The organism is Mycobacterium riyadhense, from assembly GCF_963853645.1.
Lineage (GTDB): Bacteria > Actinomycetota > Actinomycetes > Mycobacteriales > Mycobacteriaceae > Mycobacterium > Mycobacterium riyadhense.
The window spans coordinates 5,824,345-5,841,852 of the sequence record NZ_OY970456.1; the positions used below are offsets into that span (position 1 = coordinate 5,824,345).

21 protein-coding genes and 1 pseudogene are annotated in these 17,508 nt (G+C 64.1%); 8 read left to right on the forward strand and 14 right to left on the reverse strand.

Going from position 1 to position 17,508, the window contains the following annotated elements:
- Nucleotides 1-8 precede the first annotated feature (8 nt).
- The 8 genes and pseudogenes from AADZ78_RS25595 to AADZ78_RS25630 all read right to left on the reverse strand — a co-directional run.
- Nucleotides 9-167: pseudogene (locus tag AADZ78_RS25595) on the reverse strand (hypothetical protein); the annotation flags it as partial.
- On the reverse strand, nt 168-464 hold the full coding sequence (locus AADZ78_RS25600) for a hypothetical protein (RefSeq protein ID WP_085251782.1): 297 nt from the start codon (nt 462-464) through the stop codon (nt 168-170).
- A gap of 402 nt (nt 465-866) precedes the next feature.
- Entirely contained in the window at nt 867-1,109 is a 243-nt protein-coding gene (locus AADZ78_RS25605; RefSeq protein ID WP_085251781.1) for a hypothetical protein, read from the reverse strand.
- 24 nt (nt 1,110-1,133) lie between these two features.
- Nucleotides 1,134-2,618 carry a cytochrome P450 gene (locus AADZ78_RS25610; protein WP_139828872.1) on the reverse strand — a complete coding sequence of 495 codons (1,485 nt, stop codon included), beginning with the start codon at nt 2,616-2,618 and terminating at the stop codon, nt 1,134-1,136.
- Complete coding sequence (locus tag AADZ78_RS25615; RefSeq protein ID WP_085251821.1) at nt 2,605-2,907, reverse strand: DUF4193 domain-containing protein; 303 nt, start codon at nt 2,905-2,907, stop codon at nt 2,605-2,607. The genes AADZ78_RS25610 and AADZ78_RS25615 overlap by 14 nt, the downstream gene beginning before the upstream one ends.
- A 192-nt stretch (nt 2,908-3,099) precedes the next feature.
- Nucleotides 3,100-3,426 carry a heme-binding protein gene (locus AADZ78_RS25620; RefSeq protein WP_085251779.1) on the reverse strand — a complete coding sequence of 109 codons (327 nt, stop codon included), beginning with the start codon at nt 3,424-3,426 and terminating at the stop codon, nt 3,100-3,102.
- 334 nt (nt 3,427-3,760) lie between these two features.
- Entirely contained in the window at nt 3,761-4,522 is a 762-nt protein-coding gene (locus AADZ78_RS25625) for an endonuclease/exonuclease/phosphatase family protein (RefSeq protein ID WP_085251778.1), read from the reverse strand.
- Between the two features lie 85 nt (nt 4,523-4,607).
- Nucleotides 4,608-5,552, reverse strand: a complete 945-nt coding sequence (locus tag AADZ78_RS25630; protein WP_085251777.1) for an acyl-CoA dehydrogenase — start codon at nt 5,550-5,552, stop codon at nt 4,608-4,610.
- 192 nt (nt 5,553-5,744) lie between these two features.
- Here AADZ78_RS25630 and AADZ78_RS25635 point away from each other — a divergent pair, with 192 nt between their 5' ends.
- Entirely contained in the window at nt 5,745-6,320 is a 576-nt protein-coding gene (locus AADZ78_RS25635) for a nucleotidyltransferase (protein WP_085251776.1), read from the forward strand.
- Between the two features lie 22 nt (nt 6,321-6,342).
- Here AADZ78_RS25635 and AADZ78_RS25640 read toward each other — a convergent pair whose 3' ends face one another.
- Entirely contained in the window at nt 6,343-6,600 is a 258-nt protein-coding gene (locus tag AADZ78_RS25640) for a DUF7218 family protein (RefSeq protein ID WP_085251820.1), read from the reverse strand.
- Between the two features lie 273 nt (nt 6,601-6,873).
- Between AADZ78_RS25640 and AADZ78_RS25645 the strand changes: the two genes are divergently transcribed.
- Nucleotides 6,874-8,040 (forward strand): glycosyltransferase, encoded by a 1,167-nt coding sequence (locus AADZ78_RS25645; protein WP_085251775.1) that lies wholly within the window; start codon nt 6,874-6,876, stop codon nt 8,038-8,040.
- Between the two features lie 2 nt (nt 8,041-8,042).
- Here AADZ78_RS25645 and AADZ78_RS25650 read toward each other — a convergent pair whose 3' ends face one another.
- The 3 genes from AADZ78_RS25650 to AADZ78_RS25660 all read right to left on the reverse strand — a co-directional run bounded on the left by AADZ78_RS25650 (nt 8,043) and on the right by AADZ78_RS25660 (nt 10,120).
- Nucleotides 8,043-8,666, reverse strand: a complete 624-nt coding sequence (locus AADZ78_RS25650) for a PAS and ANTAR domain-containing protein (RefSeq protein ID WP_085251819.1) — start codon at nt 8,664-8,666, stop codon at nt 8,043-8,045.
- Between the two features lie 175 nt (nt 8,667-8,841).
- The gene (locus AADZ78_RS25655; protein WP_085251818.1) at nt 8,842-9,357 is read right to left on the reverse strand and encodes a DUF6328 family protein; all 516 of its coding nucleotides are present in this window, start codon (nt 9,355-9,357) and stop codon (nt 8,842-8,844) included.
- Nucleotides 9,358-9,751: 394 nt separating this feature from the next.
- Entirely contained in the window at nt 9,752-10,120 is a 369-nt protein-coding gene (locus AADZ78_RS25660) for an STAS domain-containing protein (RefSeq protein ID WP_085251773.1), read from the reverse strand.
- A gap of 162 nt (nt 10,121-10,282) precedes the next feature.
- Between AADZ78_RS25660 and AADZ78_RS25665 the strand changes: the two genes are divergently transcribed.
- The 5 genes from AADZ78_RS25665 to AADZ78_RS25685 are packed head-to-tail and all read left to right on the forward strand — an operon-like array spanning nt 10,283 to nt 14,843.
- Nucleotides 10,283-11,185: an STAS domain-containing protein gene (locus tag AADZ78_RS25665; protein ID WP_085251772.1), complete on the forward strand. Its 903-nt coding sequence runs from the start codon at nt 10,283-10,285 to the stop codon at nt 11,183-11,185.
- Nucleotides 11,186-11,206: 21 nt separating this feature from the next.
- Nucleotides 11,207-11,596, forward strand: a complete 390-nt coding sequence (locus AADZ78_RS25670; protein ID WP_085251771.1) for an STAS domain-containing protein — start codon at nt 11,207-11,209, stop codon at nt 11,594-11,596.
- Entirely contained in the window at nt 11,586-11,996 is a 411-nt protein-coding gene (locus tag AADZ78_RS25675; protein ID WP_139828871.1) for an ATP-binding protein, read from the forward strand. The genes AADZ78_RS25670 and AADZ78_RS25675 overlap by 11 nt, the downstream gene beginning before the upstream one ends.
- Complete coding sequence (locus tag AADZ78_RS25680; protein WP_139828870.1) at nt 11,989-12,615, forward strand: SpoIIE family protein phosphatase; 627 nt, start codon at nt 11,989-11,991, stop codon at nt 12,613-12,615. Before AADZ78_RS25675 ends, AADZ78_RS25680 begins: the two co-directional genes overlap by 8 nt.
- Entirely contained in the window at nt 12,612-14,843 is a 2,232-nt protein-coding gene (locus AADZ78_RS25685) for a SpoIIE family protein phosphatase (RefSeq protein ID WP_085251770.1), read from the forward strand. Before AADZ78_RS25680 ends, AADZ78_RS25685 begins: the two co-directional genes overlap by 4 nt.
- 52 nt (nt 14,844-14,895) lie before the next feature.
- Here AADZ78_RS25685 and AADZ78_RS25690 read toward each other — a convergent pair whose 3' ends face one another.
- The gene (locus AADZ78_RS25690; RefSeq protein WP_085251769.1) at nt 14,896-15,450 is read right to left on the reverse strand and encodes a type 1 glutamine amidotransferase domain-containing protein; all 555 of its coding nucleotides are present in this window, start codon (nt 15,448-15,450) and stop codon (nt 14,896-14,898) included.
- Between the two features lie 191 nt (nt 15,451-15,641).
- Entirely contained in the window at nt 15,642-16,106 is a 465-nt protein-coding gene (locus AADZ78_RS25695; protein ID WP_085251768.1) for a GatB/YqeY domain-containing protein, read from the reverse strand.
- A gap of 26 nt (nt 16,107-16,132) precedes the next feature.
- On the opposite strand from AADZ78_RS25695, the gene AADZ78_RS25700 reads away from it, so the two are divergent.
- Nucleotides 16,133-17,488, forward strand: coding sequence for a hypothetical protein (locus tag AADZ78_RS25700; protein ID WP_308204483.1), 1,356 nt, complete (start codon nt 16,133-16,135; stop codon nt 17,486-17,488).
- The last annotated feature ends 20 nt before the right edge of the window (nt 17,489-17,508 follow it).

Below are 17,508 nucleotides of genomic sequence, written 5' to 3' on the forward strand. Positions count from 1 at the left end.
TCGCGCAGCCCATCACCCCCAGCGCCTTCCCAGACAATGAGGTGGGACTGGTTGCGCATCTGCAAGAACACGTCTTCTCAGTGATCGGCGGTCTTCGTCCAGTAATGGGCCGCCGCAATGAGATGCTCGGTGTCCCAGTCTTGGATTTGCGACAGGGACGGCAGCATCTACACCGCCCTGCATTGCGGCACAACAGCCATCTCAGCCCCGACAACCGCTTCGTTGGTGACATACCCCGCAACGGCGGCCTCGACCGCTCCCGCCGTCGCCTGTGTTCGGACCGCCAACGCCGCCGCAGCGAGACCCATCGCTGTGTGGACACCGCTTACCGCGGCTGTGATGGGCTGCCATGGCTGCCCCCGCAATGGTGGCGCGAGCACGCCAAGGTCAGCATCTAGTTCACGCCATTGGCTGGCCGTGGCTCTTAGCTGATGAACATCGATGCGCAGCTCACCGGATTCCATCCTCGGGAAGTCTAATGGCGAGGTAAGGGTGGGCAACTCATCGGAGGTCGACCGATCGCGCGACGACTACTAGATCCGCGGCCACCCGAAGCCACGCGACTTCAAGCTGTTTGCGCACCGCTACGTCCCCGCGCGATCCGTCGCAAAACTGGCAGCAATTTCTGTACTCGTGGATGATCCACCGGTACCGCGGCGTTCAGCAAGGTGTCGCGGGCGGATGCGATACGTTCCATCGCGGAGTACAGGTTAGTTACGGCGCTTGGTTCGGGCACAGCCATGCTCGGCACGAGCCGTCAGGCCACTCTGGAACGGCACAGCGGGTGCCGGCCAATCGCGCAAATTATTTCATGCTGGCACCCAGTACTTGAAGTTCGGGACGAACAGCCGTGAGTTCAAATCCCGCTACACGAGGTGCACGCGGGCCAGCGCGAAGAATACGACGATCCATACAGCGGAGATCGCCAGGCCAGCTACGGCTAATCCTCGACCTTCGTCTCGGGATTTGACTTGGCATAGCGCGGCGACGGCGCAAATGATGCTCAAACCCACCGCCCCCACGATGCCGAAAGCGAGCGCGGCCCGGGCGTGGACGTTGACCTCAGGTGTGACGCCCGCAACCGGGTCGGTCTGGTCGGTGCTGGTCATTCGCGGGCTCCCCTCGTCGGTTGTTCAGAGACGAGGTTCACCACCACCGCTTGGAAGGTTCTCAAAGGATTCTTGGAAAGACCGATACGGCCGGAACACCACCCGGGTGCCGTGTCGGGGCGCCAGCATGATGGACCGTCGCACGATCCGCTCGGGCCGCGCGTCGACAGCGCTGAACTCGCCCTCACGCAACAACGTGTGCAGCACGGTGATCAACTCTCGCACCGAAAAGGCCGCCCCGAGACAGCGTTTGACGCCGCCGCCGAACGGAACCCACGCGAATGTTTGCGGCCGGGTGCCCAGGAAGCGCTCGGGCCGAAACTCATTGGGATGGTCGTAGACATCCGAGTGGCGGTTAATCGCGATGATATGGACGACGATTCGCGTGCCGGCATCTACGCAGTAGCCGCCGATCCGAAACGGTTTCGCGGCAACACGCGCGGTCAGCGGCGCGGGTGGTCGCACCCGCAGGGTCTCGTTGATCACCGCCGTGGTGAACTCTTCGGCACCGCTGACGGCCTCCTCGCGCACCCGCTGCAGCGCATCGGGGTGATGCAACAACAGGTCGAAGGCCCACGCCAACGTGGTCGCGGTGGTTTCGTGACCCGCCAGCACCAAGGTGATCAGGTCGTCGCGAATCTCGCTGTCCGACAAGCGTTCACCATCTTCGCCACACGCGCACATGAGCAACGCCAGAACATCTGACTGCTCGGTCAAGCCCGGATCGCCGCGCCGCTGGGCGATCAGCGGCATCACGACGTCGTCGATCTCCCGGAACGCTCGCGCCCGCGACGGCCACACCCGCAACGCGCCCAACCGACGCAGTGCGTAGCGAACCGTCAATTGCTCTGAGACACCAAGGTTTAACAGGCGTTCGAAGGGCCGGCCCAACCGCCGCACCTCGTCGGGTTCCTCGACGCCAAAGATGACCTTGACGATCACGTCCAGCATCAGCGACCGCGCCGCCTCCAGCATCTGGAACGGGCGGTCAACCGGCCAGCTGCGCATCGCCGCGCGTGTGGAGTTCTCGATGATCGGCACGTAACTGGTCAAAGCCGCGCCATGCAGCGAAGGCGTCAGCAGTTTGCGCCGCCGAAGATGTTCCGGCTCCTCCTGCACGAACATCGATCCAGACCCGTAGATCGCCGCCGCGGGGCCCACGCCTTCGCCGCCGAGTAGGACGTCCGTCGGGGCAGTGAAGACCTCTTTGGCAAGTGCGGGATCGGAAACGATCGCAACCTCACCGAGGCTGAGGATAGGCATCGTCATGATCGGTCCGTAGCGACTGATCAGTCGCAGCATCCGGCGCTCCCCACCGACCAGGTAGGCAACGGCATATGCCGCGGCGAAGGCGGTACGAAACCCACGCGGGGCGGGCAATCCCGGTGGCGGGCTCAGGGCATCCGGTCCGCTCTCCGGACAAGGTACGGACACGCTGACGACAGAAACACGGCACGCCTGACGGGTCAAGGTGACAGTCGCGGCGCGGCGACGTTCACATGCAGTCAGCGCAGATCATGCGTCCGCCGCTGGTGCTGCGTAGCCGGCTGCGGTGCTGCACCAGGAAACAGGACGAACAGGTGAACTCGTCGGCTCGCTGGGGAATCACGGTCACCGACAGTTCTTCGCTGGACAGATCCGCCCCGGGGAGTTCGAAGAAGGAGGCATCGTTTGGGTCGTCGTCGACGACTGCCGTGGCCACTGTCGGCAACGCAGATCCCAGATCACGTAGAACAGACCTGTCCGCGGGCTCGGCGTCGGACACCCGACGTGCGTCGTAATCGCTAGCGGTCCGCATTGGCATTCCTTCCTGCTGAGTGACCGGGTTACGCACTTGGCAGGTGCCACCCGTGGCTCAGTCAGTACCCAATTGAGGTGCGGGCCACACGCATCAACGTCAAGAAATTCCACACACGCGCAAAACCAACGACAAGCGACGCGCCCGTTAGCGCGCCGTGAACCGAAGCCCGGGCAGCCTGGTTGGGGCGGGTCAGGCGGCCAGGGACCCCAGCTGCGTCGGGGGTATCGCCGTATAGCACTGGCCTTCGATGTCGCCGATGAGGGCCAGCATGCCGGTCAAATCGCTGTAGTGGTGCGGATGCTCGAGGAAATAGTTGCGGAGGGTGACGAAGGACGGTGGAGCCGGCTGGTTGTAGGCCGCCGTGACCGCCCGGCCGGTCTCGGCGTCGAGTCGAGTGCAGTCAGGCGCGGCGGCGGCCGATGGCGCGCCGAGCACCCCGAAGGCAATCCCACCGAGCAGGCACCCGGCGCTGATACCGGCTACCCGAAAGCCTGCGGACTTGCTACTGAATTTCATGGCGGTTGAATAGCCACCCGAACCAGACGCAAACCCCCTTGGCGACGAACCGGGGTTGGCGCTAGCCGGAAGTTACGGCTGTTTAGGTAGCAATTTTTCGGGTTTGACTTAGGTTTTTGTTCGTTCAGCGGGTGAGTCGTTCTGGCTACAGGGCTGCTGGGGAGCACTGGTCACCGTGGGGCCGCAGCCATCCTTGCGGCATCGAAACTGAAACCTGGGCGGGCCTTCTCGGCGTGTCGTCGCCGTGGTGTCAGTGTCGAGGTCGTCACCCATCGGCCCAGCTCACACCGCAAATCAACTTCGCGGGACACTATAACTTCGGGTTAGCCGACGACTACCGGTGTAGGTCGACCGCCAGCGGCCGGTGATCGGAGATCGGCATCAACTCGGATGCAGTGGCGCCGGCACGCAGATCACGATCGTCGGTCAGGATGTGGTCCAGCTGGCGGTCCGGGGTGGCCGCCGGAAACGTTTTCGCTGTCGCTAGCGGCCGCATGCCCGACCAGCGCCGCACGGCGACGGGCGTGAGGTTGAGATCCCCGGTCAGCAACCGCGGGCCCGGGAGGCCGCGCAGGGCATGAACCAGCCGACGCAGTTGACGCCGGTTCCAGCCAGGAACGAAGGACAGATGGGTATTGGCGACCGTCATCGGGCCCAGGGGGGTCTGCAAGCGCGCGATGACCGCCGTCCGCGGCTCTTCGTTGACGATCATCACCTTGTTTGGCCCCGGCAGGTACATCGGGAAGCGCATCGCAACGCGGGGCAATCGCACCACCTGCCAGCTGGCCACCGGGAATCGGGACAGTAGCGCGATACCGTAGCCCGCGGTCCCGGGCTGTTCACGGCCGGTGGCGGCCATCCAGGTCGCCCCGGGGGTGCCCGAGATCGCCGCGACAAACCGATGCTCCACCGCGCCCATGGCTTCGGCCGCCGTCGCGGTGAGATCCGCATTGCCGGAACGAGGTTGGTCGCAGTCGACCTCCTGCAGGGCCAGCACATCGGGGTCAAGAAGGCGTATGCAATCCCGTAGCCGTTGGATGTCCACTCCGTCGCCGACGGTGCGGCCATGCAGGATGTTGAAGGTCGCCACCCGCATGACTACCCATAAGCTCCCGGTACCGTCTCGCCTGCCGCCAACGACCTTTCGTCAGCTCCCGCCGAGCCGTCTGCCGGCATGGCCCTCAAGTAGCCCGCCCGGCAAGTCGCCCCAGTTCGGCCAAATCCCGCTCGGCATGACTTTGTCGGATATAAATCGTCAGGTCGGCGACCCGCTGCGCATGCCCGCCGTCCTGACATAGTGGGCCCGGGCCGAGTGCGCGGCCGGTGCGGGTGATGGCTTCGTCTACGGCATGTTCCACCACGGTGCGGACGCGGCGGGCCAGCAGTTGAGCGTTACCGGCCAGGTCAAATGGGTCAGCGTCGATCTCGGCCGCCGCGGTGCTGAGCATTGCGTCGCCCGCGGCAAGCGCGGCGTCCACGGCGCCCAGGTGTGCGAGCGCGTACGCGTCAGCCGATTGGCTTCCGGCGCAGCGGTAGAGCGGATCGGCGACCCTGCATGCGCCACCGAGCCAGCAAGCGGCCACTCCGATTGCGGCGTGCCAGAAGCCGGGCCGTGCCAAGTAGGCACCGGGTTCCCCCACTGCGACCGCGTGCGTGTTGGTGAATTGCACCGACCGGGTATCGCTGCCGGCCATCCCTGGGTTCCACCACGTGCTCGGCAATGGCTTGACGGTTGGATCGGTCAGACTTACCGAGAACAGTCCAAGCTTGTGCTCGCCCACATCGGCGGTGACCAGCGCGTGAGTGCAAAACCCGGCGCCCGGGCACCATACCTTGGTGCCGTTGAGCGTGAACTCGTCGCCGATGAAGTTTGTCGCGGTCAGCACGGCGTCGCAAGATTCGGCCGCCCAGACTCCCCACAATTGACCCGGCTCTGGAGGTTTGCCGCCCAACTCGTGGAGTATCGCGACAGCGTCAAGATGGGCTTCGGCTATGCGGGCCGCGGCGATGTCCTCCTCGGCGAGCCCTGCTAGCCGCCGCCAGCGTTCGGCGGTATGCCCGGACGCCGGCAGGGGCACCTCCAAACGGCCGGAATCCACCCAGTGCTGCACCAACCCGGCGGTCATGCCAAGTCCCCTACAACTGTGTCAGGGGCGGCACCGGCTGGTTGGCGTACCAGGACGTTGTGGGCGGGAATCACCAGGGCCGCCCAGTCGTAGGCGCGCGACGCTGCGGCTGACATGGTTTTGCTGATTGCCCGTTTCACCGCCCATTAAACGGTTGGCCGACACCGATGATGGGGTATGACTTAACCCACTATGACCCTGAGCTCGGGCGGCGGCTCCCCCGGCGACGCGCGCACCCAGTTGCGCGAAGCGCTGCGTAGTGCCGCTTCGGCGCTCAAGCAGCATGGACCGCCCTTCGCATTGGCGGGCAGCTACGCACTGTGGGCCTACGGCGCACCGGAACCCAGTCACGATGTCGACTTCTTGATCGCCGAGTCCGACGTGCAGGCCGCCACCACGACGCTCGGCAAGGCCGGCTTCGAGGTCGAACATCCCCCCGAAGACTGGCTATTCAAGGCGCGCACCGGCGCGATGGTCGTGGATGTGCTCTACCGCGTCAACGGCGTGCCGGTGCAGCCGGCCAACCTGGAATGCGTGGAAGACCGTGTGGTGCTGGCGATTTCGATGCCGGTGCTGCCGCCGACGATGGTGTTGATCCAAAAGCTGCGCGCCTTTACCGAGCATTACTGCAACTTCGCTGTGCTGCTGCCCGCGGTGCGAGCCATCCGGGAGCAGCTGGACTGGGACCTCATTGAGGCTGCGACGGCAGACAACGATTTCGCGGTCGCTTTCCTGGTGTTGGTGGAGCGGCTCGGCATCAGAGGCTAGCCACCAGGCGTTGCCGAGCCGCTCAGTGGTGACGCAATTTGGCGACTAGCTTGTCTTTCGACAGACTCGAATATCCCGACATACCCAGTTCTTTGGCCCGCTTCTTCAGTTGCGGAACCGTCCAGTCTTCGTAGGAACCGGCCCTGCCGCCCTTACGGCCCACCGAGGACTTTCCCTGGCCCGCTGCGGCGTTTGATATCCGGGCCGCCTTCTCCTTCGATTCGCCCTTACGGCGCAAATCCTCGTACAGCTTCTCGCTCTTGATCGACGGATTCGGCACGAACGCCACCTCCCTAATACGTGATGTAACGCCACTGCAAGGATGCCCCGTGTCGCGCTCATCAAACCCAAGCAGCTCGAACCGGCGAGATAATATGCCGGACAGTGCCTTTCACACGATCGGCATGCCGGTGAAACCGCCGCCACCCAGGCATGCGCAACGGCATTCGTAACGCCATCTGCGTTTGGTTCCGACTTCCCTCGTTTAGCCGCCGCCGCGGCCGGGTACCCGGCTGAATTGCGAGATGGCCGCCCACACGCGAAGGGAGTCGCGGTGAGGATCGCAATCGTCCACGACGACGACCTCAGCGCCGACGATTGCAAGCAACTATGTGCCGCGCTAACGGCGCGCGGGCATGATGTCACGGCCTACTTTCGGCGACAGCATCGCGACGCTGCAATGATGGCCGAAGATGACTTTCGGCTCGTCGCGATGCGCGCGGGTCCAGCCAAGGCACTGTCGGCGCAGGAGGTGCTGCCTTTCGTCGGCGACTGCGCGGCCCAACTCGCCCGCGTCTGGTCGGCCGATCGACCTGACGTCGTGCACGGGTACGGGTGGTTGGGCGGTCTGGCGGCGCAGTTGGCGGCACGGCAGCTATGCCTGCCCACCGTCCAGAGCTTTCATGGCCTGGTCTCGATGATGGGTACCGCCGGCGCTCTACCGATCAACGCCGAACGCGCCCGCCTGGTACCGCTGCTGGCCCGCAACGCAACGTGGGTGACCGGTGGCAGCAACGACGACATTGATGCGCTGGCCAGACTACGTCATAGCCGGTCCCGCCTATCCGTCTTGTCCACCGGTGTCGACGTCCAACGCTACAGCCCGGTGGGCCCTGCGCTGGCCCGTACGGATCTCCATCGGGTGCTGTGCTTGGAACCAAACCCACTGTCGTGCAACGGATTCGACAAAGCGGTACGCGTCTTGGGCAAGCTAGCCGGTACGGAGCTAGTCTGTGCGGAATCCGCTGCCTCAGATCACCGCCACAGCAAGGAACGAGGCAGACTGAAACACCTGGCCGCCGAGCTGGGGGTGAGCGAACGGGCCCGGTTCCTGGGCTCGGTGGTGGCTGACGAACTGCCGGCGCTGCTGCGATCCGCCGACGTGGTTGTCTGTACACCAGAGCAGGCGCCGCGGGCGACGACGGCGCTGCAAGCCATGGCCAGCGGCGTCGCCGTGGTGGCAACCGCCGTCGGCGCGTTGGCCGATACCGTGGTTCACTCCGTGACCGGACTGCTGGTGTCGCCGAACAAACCCAGTGAATTGCACGGTGCATTGAAAACCCTTCAGGAACAAAGCTTTCGGTGTGAGGGAATGGGCGCGACAGGCCGGCTACGAGCGGAATCGCGCTTCACGTGGGACCGGGTTGCGCTCGACGCGATGCGCATCTACGAGCAGGCGCGTGCGTCGTACCACACGCGACACGTTGCACACGCTGGCTAGCGCTAATTGCTGACACCCTGGGGCACGCGTAGCGGTCCGCCGACCGCGCTGGCCACGCCATTGAGCGGCACCTCGCGTCCCGCCGCATCGGCCACGATGCGTTCGGCGAGGATCCGCACCTTGGTGTTTGACCTCTGCGAAAGCCTGGTCAGAAGCTCGAACGCGGCATCGGCGTCCAGCCCGTGTTGTAGCATCAGCACGCCTAGGGCCTGATTGATCACCGCCCGCCGGGCATTTACCGCCAGCACCGCGCCGGTGAGTTGCTCTTGTACGTCGGCCTGGAACTGTTGGGTAATGTCGACAAAGAACCCTGCGGCACCGGTAACCACGCCTCGGCCGTCGTAGATCGGGTTGGCGACTACCACCACGATGTGCACATCGCCGCTGCTATCGATGATCCGGTGCCGATTGCTGAACGGCACCCCGTACCGACACGCTCGCTCGATCAGTTCCAATACCGTCGGCTTGTCATCGGGATGCTTGTGCGCAAGGAGCAAATCAGTGGTTGGAGTGACACGCCCCGGCTCGTAGCCATGCATCCGGATGATCTCGTCGGACCACTCCCAGCGGTTTTCGCGGGCGATGTAGCGGAACCTGCCTACCCGTGGCCAGCTCTTGCGTCGCATCAGAGAAGTATCACCCAAAAGCGTGATACGGATGGGCATTTCGGCAGACCGGCTCACGCGGCACGATCACTTCGCATTTCGGACAACAACTTTCTGATTCCCGTTGTCTTGCCAACGTCGGAGCCCCTCACAATTACGCACGCGCCCAATTACTTACACTCGCGGCCCAGCGGCTTTATGAATCCCGCAGCTTTAGATTTCGGCTACGTAGCCAGAGGGGGACCAGCAGCCAGAACACGGCGAACAACGCGAGCGCGCACGTCCCGGCGATGATGCCCGCAGCGTGTCCGGACACCGCGTCAAAAATGATGACCGTCACCCCGGTCAGCGCGAGACCCAGTAGCACCAAACCGGCGTACGCAGACCGGTGGGCCGCCGATACCAGCACCAGGAGCCGATGCCGTCGAAATAGCAGCCGGTGCATGCCGACCGGCGCGATCAGCGCTACCGTCGCCCCCACCGAACATCCCACTGTCGCCAGATACACCGCCCGCATGGTGTCACCGAGAAGGTCGAAACGCTGCTGGAAGGGCAGCGTCAAGAGGAAACCGGTCAGCAGCTGCACTCCCGTCTGCGTCACTCGCAGCTCCTGTAACAGGCTGGCCCAGTTGCGATCGAGCCGCTCGGCTTCGGTTTCTCCGCGTTCGCGGTGATCCCACGGCTGGTCGTATGCCGGATGGTCGACATCCATAGCCGTGATCATCGCATCGTTTGGCGGCAGGGCCGTCACGTTGCATTGACACTCGGTGTCAACGATTGGCGCCAGAATGCCGCGCCGTTCATAGTGTTCACTCGGATGCGCGGTGAGAACGCCGCCGTTGGAGCGCTGCCGATACCGATGGCGACCTTGCCGAAAAGACCCGGGACCCAAAGTAGCGCAAGCAAAAGCGGCTTCCTGGGGTACCGGCGCCGATGTTCGGCCGCCACAGCATTTAGCTAAACTAAGCAAATTCCGGTCAACTCGTCAGTGATCTTGATTCCTAGCAAGCCTCCAGCTGCGCGAGATCGACATTTTGCAGACAAAGCGCGAGAGGCGGCCTGCAAAACGTCGATCTCGACAAATGGTCTCGCGCCAAGGTGGCGCCCTAGCGGTTGAGCCTGCCGTCGCGCACGCCGGTCAAGGCGTCGTCCAGCGTCGGATACAGCGGGAATGTCTTGTCCAGACCGGTCAGATGAATCGGCCTCCTGGTCGCCGGACCCCGCGCGACTACTCCAAACTCAGCGGAACTGCCGAGCTTCTCATACGTCGCGGCCAGAATCTTCAGGCCCACCGAGCCGAGAAATTCCACCGCCGAGAGGTCGATAACCAGCGCCTTTGGATTGTCCGCAACTACTGCGCCGATGGCCTTCTCCAGGGCTGGAGCCGTCACCAGGTCAATCTCGCCGCCGATACTTAGTACGACGACCCCATCGTGGTCCGCAACCGTGGCGGTGATCGAATCAGGAGCTGACAATGGGCGATCCTTAGTCTGAACCGTCGGTGTGCTGCAAGCCTAACCTGCCGCACGAACTGCAAGAAGAATAAGACCTCAACACGTCGGATGGGACGAGTCGGGCTAGTCTCCCCATAGGACTCGCGTTCGGTGCGGAGCGCGACCACAGCAGCGGGAGGCCAGATGCCAGATTCGCCGTCGGATTTCAATATCCCCAGCGCCGCGGCGCAAACGGTGAACATATCCAGCGAAGGTCTGCTGCCACAGCTGGTCCAACACCTGCGCCGCAATCGAACCGCCCTGCGCGAGGAGTGGGCACGCAGGATCACCGACGCCGAGTTGCTTACCGCGATGACGCCCGAGGAGCTCTTCTCTGAAGCGACCGCCGTCTACGACAACTACGTAGAGGTCCTCGAGACCGGTAGCGTCGAGGCGCTGCAGGCCTACGCACGCGACCTGTCGGAACGGATCATCCCCCGAGGTGTGGAAACCGATGAGGTCGTTGGGATCGTGCTGCTGTTGCGCGACGTCCTCGCCCGCTCACTGTTCGAGAAGTACCAGGCAGAGTTCGGGATGCTGAACCGGGTTCTCGACGCTTACGAACCCGCGGCCAACCGTATCGCCAACACCGTGGCCGTCAGCTTCGTGCAGGAACGCGAGCGCATCATCCGGCAACAGCAGGAGGCGATCCGTGAGCTGTCGACGCCAGTGCTGCAGGTGCGCGAGCAGTTGCTGATTCTGCCGATCATCGGCGTGCTGGACAGCCAGCGCGCCCGGCAGCTCACCGAACAGCTGCTGCGGGCCATTCGGGCGAACCGGGCGAAAGTGGTGGTCATTGACATCACCGGTGTGCCCACCATCGACTCCACGGTGGCAAACCATCTGGTCCAGACGGTTGACGCCTCTGGGTTGATGGGCGCGAGCGTAATCATCACCGGCCTCTCCTCGGAAATCGCGCTGACCCTGGTGACGATCGGGCTGGACCTGTCGAAGATGAATGCCGTCGGCGACCTACAAGGCGGTATCGAGGAAGCCGAGCGCTTGCTGGGATACGAGGTGACTCGCACTGGCGAGCAAACCGGGTAACGACAACCACAACTAGCGGCGATGCCAGTACCAATCTTGAAACAGGGCGCGATTCTGATCGCCACGGTCCAGGCCGCGCTCACCGATTCCGACACCGAACGACTGCGGTACGAGCTCATGGAACGGGTCAGCCGATTCCGTTCCCAGGGGATCATCGTCGACGTCACCGCCATCGATGTGATGGATTCGTTCGCGGCCCGGTCGCTGCGGACGATCGCGCACATGACCCGGCTACGCGGCGCCGAGACCGTGATCGTCGGCCTGCAGCCAGAGGTGGCCTTCGCGATGGTTCAACTGGGCCTCACCTTTGACGACATGAACACCGCGCTGGACCTGGAAGAGGGGATAGCGCTGCTGAATCGGCAACTGGGACTTGGCAGATCGACGATCGGGCGCGACGGTGCCGGATGACATCGTGGTTAACATACGTCAACCCGACGACATAGTCGCTGCCCGCAAAGCCGGACATCAGCTTGCCCTCGATCTGGGATTCTCGCTGACTGATGTCACAATGATCGCCACGGCGATCTCTGAAGTTGCCCGCAACATCACCAGCTATGCCGGCCACGGCAAGGTGTCGGTCGCGGTGCAGGACCGGGAGGGCCGCAAGGCGTTGGTAGTTCGCGCCGAGGACGACGGTCCCGGTATCGCCGATATCGACCGTGCGATGGAAGACGGATACTCCACCGGCCGCGGGCTCGGCCTGGGCTTGCCCGGTGCCCGACGCCTGATGGATCGGATGATCGTGCAATCCGCGCTTGGCCGTGGAACGGTCATCGAAATGTGGAAATGGGTTCCTTCGCGTGCATAAGACTGGGCGGTTCGGGCCGATCGAGTGGGCGGCGATGGGTCGTCCACGACCGGGCGAATACGTCTCTGGCGACCAGTCGATCGCGGTCGACATCGACGGCACAGCTGCCCTGTTCGGCGTCTTGGACGGACTCGGTCACGGCCCGGCAGCCGCAACTGCCGCGCTCACCGCCGCCGACGTACTCCGACGCACCGGTGGCGAACGACTCGAAGTCTTGGTGCAACTTTGTCACCGGGTGTTGACCGGCACCAGGGGGATCGCAATGACCCTGGCCCGAATCGATTTCGAGGCCAGCACGCTGACATGGACCGGGGTTGGGAACGTGCGCGCCAACCTGGTCGCCAAGGGCGTGAGCGGCGTCGCGGTGCGGTCCTCCGCGCGCCTAACTGGTGGGATCGTCGGTTACCGCACACCGGAAATCCTACCCGCACAACGCGTTTCAATACGTACCGGCGACCTGCTCGTCATCGCCACTGACGGCATCGCCGGAGACCACCTAGACCATATCGACTTCGCCGCCACCGCCACAGCCATAGCCGAGCAGATCATCGACAAGCATGCGAAGGAAACCGACGACGCGATGGTGCTTGCCGCCCGTCATCGGGGTGCCTTGCCATGACCGACATTTCCAACGCGGACGAATTTCACGCCCACTACGTTGCCGCACTGCGTACCTACCTGGACGCGCGCGGTGAGGACAACCTGGCCGTCGGCCACGAGCTGGGACGCCGGGCCCTGCAAGAACAAATCAGCATGCTCGACATCATCGAGAACCACGCCCGTATGGTCGATGAACTCTCCAAGCGCTCCCAGGTCGACGCACCGGCGGCACTGGAATTCCTGTTGCAGACGCTGGCCGCACTCGATGTCGCAACTCGCGGGTTTCTCGACGGCACCAAGCGGTACGAGGAGCAACGGGCCCGCGCAGAGGATCTGGCAAATCGGGACAGGTTTCGCAGCGCACTGGTGAATTCGCTGCAGGAAGGGTTTTTCGTCGCCGACCACGACGGCGCGGTGGTCGAGATAAACCACGCCTTCTCGGAGATCCTGGGCTATCCCGCCGAGGATCTGCCCTACCGGTGGCCACACCCATGGCTGGTTGACAAAAAGACGGCGCTGGAACAGCAAAACCTCGTCCGCAAGGAAGGCAGCGCCCAGTACGAGACACCCATTCGGCATCGAAACGGCCATCTCGTCTGGGTGACGGTGAGCATCAACGCGGTTACCGGGCCTGGCTCAGACCTCGATGTGTACGTCGGAACGATTCGAGATATCACGGCGGAGCGGGCATTTGCCGCACGGGAAAGCGCGGTCCTGCGCCTTGCCACGGCCGTTGGCGTAGCCAAAAGCGTTGCGGAGGTGCTGTCGATCACGCTCGAAGAGTGCCGGACCGCGGTAGATGTGCGGCGCGTGGTCTTGGTTATGTGGCCGCCGGGCGACGGCGAACCAACCGTCCAGGTAACGGGCGAGCCGGCCGAATCGACCTGGCGCGGCTTGGATCCGTTGCTGCGCCAGACGTTTCAGGACGCGCGTCATCAGCTTCCCTTGACGGCCCGGACGATCGAGTGGCCAGACTCTCCAGGTAAGGCCCAGGGAATGGTAGCGGTGCTCTCTGGCACCGGCGACGTTGCGTTGTGGTTGGAGCTTCGCGCGCCTCGCTGGGTGATCGCCGAGGACCGGCTTCTGGTCACGGTGCTCATCGGCCATCTCAGCTTGGCAATCCAGCATGTTCGCCAGTTCGAGAGTGCCCGCGAAACCTCGCTGACGTTGCAGCGTGCGCTGCTGCCTCCGCTGAAACCGCCCCCAGGCTTTGCCGTTCGCTACGAACCCGCAGTCCCGCCGCTCGAGATCGGGGGCGACTGGTATGACGTATTGCCCATCGACGATCACCGCATCGGCATCGTCGTCGGCGACTGTGTAGGCCGCGGGCTACCAGCCGCCGCAATCATGGGTCAACTTCGCAGCTCGGCTCGCGCGCTATTGCTTACCGGCGCGAAACCGGCGCTATTACTCGAGCAGCTCGACGCCGCGGCGTCGCTCATTCCAGATGCGTACTGCACCACGGTGTTTCTGGCAATCCTGGACACCCAGTCCGGGATCCTGGAGTACAGCAACGCCGGGCATATGCCCGCCGTGCTTGCCGGGGCTGGGTATAAGCAGTCACCGACGATGTTCTTGACCGACGCCGCGTCGGTACCGCTCGCCGTGCGCCGCAACGAGACTCGTCCGCAAGCATCACAGGTACTGCTGCCCGGCTCTACGTTGCTGCTATTCACCGATGGCTTGGTGGAGCGTAAGCATGAGTCGATCGATGATGGCCTCGCGCGCGTCGCCGAGGTCTTGATGGACACCATGCGGTTGCCGATCGGTGATCTCGCCGATGCCGTGCTGCGCCAGTTGGCGCCACCGGCAGGTTATGACGACGATGTCGCCATGGTCGCGTACCGGCACGAGCTACCACCGCTCTGGCTCGAAACCGATGCTCACGCAGCACAATTGGCCATCATCCGGCGTCAGCTGAGCTCGTGGCTGCGAGTCGCCGGTGTCTCCGCGGCGCAGGTCAGCGACATCGTGCTCGTGGTTAGCGAGGCCTGCACAAACTGCGTCGAGCATGCTTATCGCGGGCATGACGTCGGAACGATGCTGCTCGAGGTGAAGGCCGTTGGCGACCAAATCCACACGAGGATAACTGATTCCGGTTCGTGGAAGCCTCCGACCGCCGGGCCGGGCAGCGGCGGTCGGGGTCTGCTTTTGATCAAGACAATCAGTGAGTCGGTGAAAGTCGACAGCACTCCGAACGGAACCACCATCGATATCATCTTCCGGCTGTCGGCAGCGGCGGGATGAGCGTCAGTCTGAGCCCGAAGTTGCGAGCGCCCGGCTGACGCCGCCGGCGTGACTAGCTCGCGGCGACGCGCGCGAATTCGTGGATGATCGTCGAGCAGAACGCCGCGAGGTCAGACGGCGACCGGCTGGTGATCAAATTGCCGTCAACGACGACTTCCTCATCGACCACGTTGGCTCCTGCATTGCGAAGGTCGGTGCGGATGCTTGGGTACGAAGTCAGCGTTCGCCCCGAAACCACACCGGCCTCGACCAGGATCCACGGACCATGGCAGATCGCGGCGACCGGCTTTCCGGAGTCGACGAAGTTGCGCACGAACGCCACGGCAGAATCGTCCCGACGCAACTTGTCGGGATTTACCGTGCCGCCGGGCAGCAGCAACGCATCGAATTCGGATACCGATGCATCCGACACCGTGCGATCCACGGCGAAGGTTCCGGCCGGCTCGAGATCGTGTTCGCGCGCATGGATTTGACCGGGCCGCAGTGACAGCACCTGGACGACGGCACCAGCTTGCTGTAGGGCTGCATTCGGTTGCTGTAGTTCAACCTTCTCGACACCGTCGGCGGCCAGGATGGCGATCGTCTTTCCTTGCAACTCGTTTGACATACCGTACTCCTTCTTTGTGTGTTAGTTCGAAGCACCACCCCACGGCCGAACAGCTCGCGGATGATCGTGCACGTCACGCACGTTCTTCGGCCCAAACCGCATCGTTCACAGGGTCTTTCGGGCGACTCTGCTGGGCAATCAGGGTGTGGCCAAATCGGGTCATACCACCCGGGTACCCCGGTGCGAGAGTCTTAAAGCCGTTCCTTCACCGCGGCGGACAAGCGTGCCCCATCAGCCTTGCCCTGTGCAATCGCAGTGGCCACCCTCATCACCAGTCCCATCTGCTTCATCGTGGGTCGCTCCCCGATTTGCTCGGCCACTTCGGCTATCGCGGTGTCGACCACGTCGGCGACCTCTGCCTCGGTGAGCGGAGTGGGCAAGTACTCATCGATGATCCGTGCCTCGGCGTGCTCGTTGGCGGCGAGTTCGCCACGACCGTTCTGGGTGTAGATCTCGGCGGCCTCACCGCGCTTCCGTGACTCCCTGGTCAGCACCTTGAGCACTTCGTCGTCCGAGAGCTCTCTTGCCTGCTTGCCGGAGACTTCCTCGGTCTGGATCGCAGCCAGTAGCATGCGCAGGGTCGCGGTACGTAGCTTGTCCTGGGCCTTCATCGCCTCGGTGAGGTCCGACCGGAGCCGAGATTTGAGTTCCGCCATGGTAGAGACGCTACGCGCCTTACGTTGTGAATTGCCCCGCCCGCCGACAGGATGGAGCCCATGACCAACGACGACCGGCGCTGCACCCAGTGAGCACACTGCCGCCTGGTTATCCGGTTGAGCCACCACCGACCGGCTACCCCACATTCGGGTATGACGGTGTGCCTCCGGCTTACGGACCACCGCCCGGCTACGGACCACCGCCCGGCTACGGACCACCGCCCGGCTACGGACCACCGCCCGGCTACGGACCACCGCCCGGCTACGGACCACCACCCGGCTACGGACCACCACCCGGCTACGGACCACCACCCGGTTACGGACCACCGCCCGGCTACGGACCACCGCCCGGTTACGGACCACCGCCCGGCTCCCAATACGGTCCGCCACTTGTCCCGGGAGCGGTGAAGCCGGGAATCATCCCACTGCGGCCCCTGACCCTGAGCGACATCTTCAACGGCGCGGTCGGCTACATCCGCGCCAACCCCAAGGCCACTCTGGGCTTGACGGCCATTGTCGTGGTGATCATGCAGGTCATCACATTGGCAGCCACTCTGGGACCCCTAGTCGCGTACGGCAGGTTTTCGACGGGGGAGCCCGACGAGCTGACCGGCGGTGTCGTTCTCGCCTGGCTCGCCTCGATCGGAGGCGGTGTCCTGCTCAGCTGGCTGGGCGGAATGCTGCTCAGCGGCATGCTCACCGTCGTCGTCGGGCGGGCCGTGTTCGGGTCGCCGATCACGGTCGGCGAAGCCTGGGCCAAGGTCCGCGGTCGCCTGCTGACGCTGATCGGCCTGGCAATGCTCGAAGCCGTCGGCGTGGTGGCGCTGGTCGGGTTGGTGATCGTGATCCTGGTCGGGGTCGCCGCGGTCGCCAATGGAGCGGCGGCGGTCCTCCTCGGCTTCCCCTTGCTGCTCCTGGTAGTGGTGCTGCTGGCCTACCTGTACACCGTGCTGTTGTTCGCGCCCGTATTGATCGTCCTGGAGCGGCTGCCGCTTGTCGACGCGATCACCAGATCCTTTGCGCTGGTCCGCAACGGCTTCTGGAGGGTGTTCGGTATCCGGCTGCTAGCGGCGCTCGTGGTGGGCGTGGTCGGTGGTGCGATTTCGGCGCCGTTCAGCCTCGTCGGGCAGATATTGGTGGGTGTCGCGGGGTCCACCACCATGCTGCTCGTCGGCACCACGCTGTCGTCCATCGGTGGCGCGGTGAGCCAGATCATCACTGCGCCGTTCACCGCCGGGGTGGTCGTGCTGTTGTACACGGATCGCCGAATGCGCGCCGAGGCCTTCGACCTGGTGCTTCAGTCCGGTTTACAAACCGGCCCGGCCGGCGGGCCGGCCGCTGTGGAGTCCACCGATAACCTGTGGCTCACGCGGCCTTTCTAACCGACCAGTGAGGACTGACT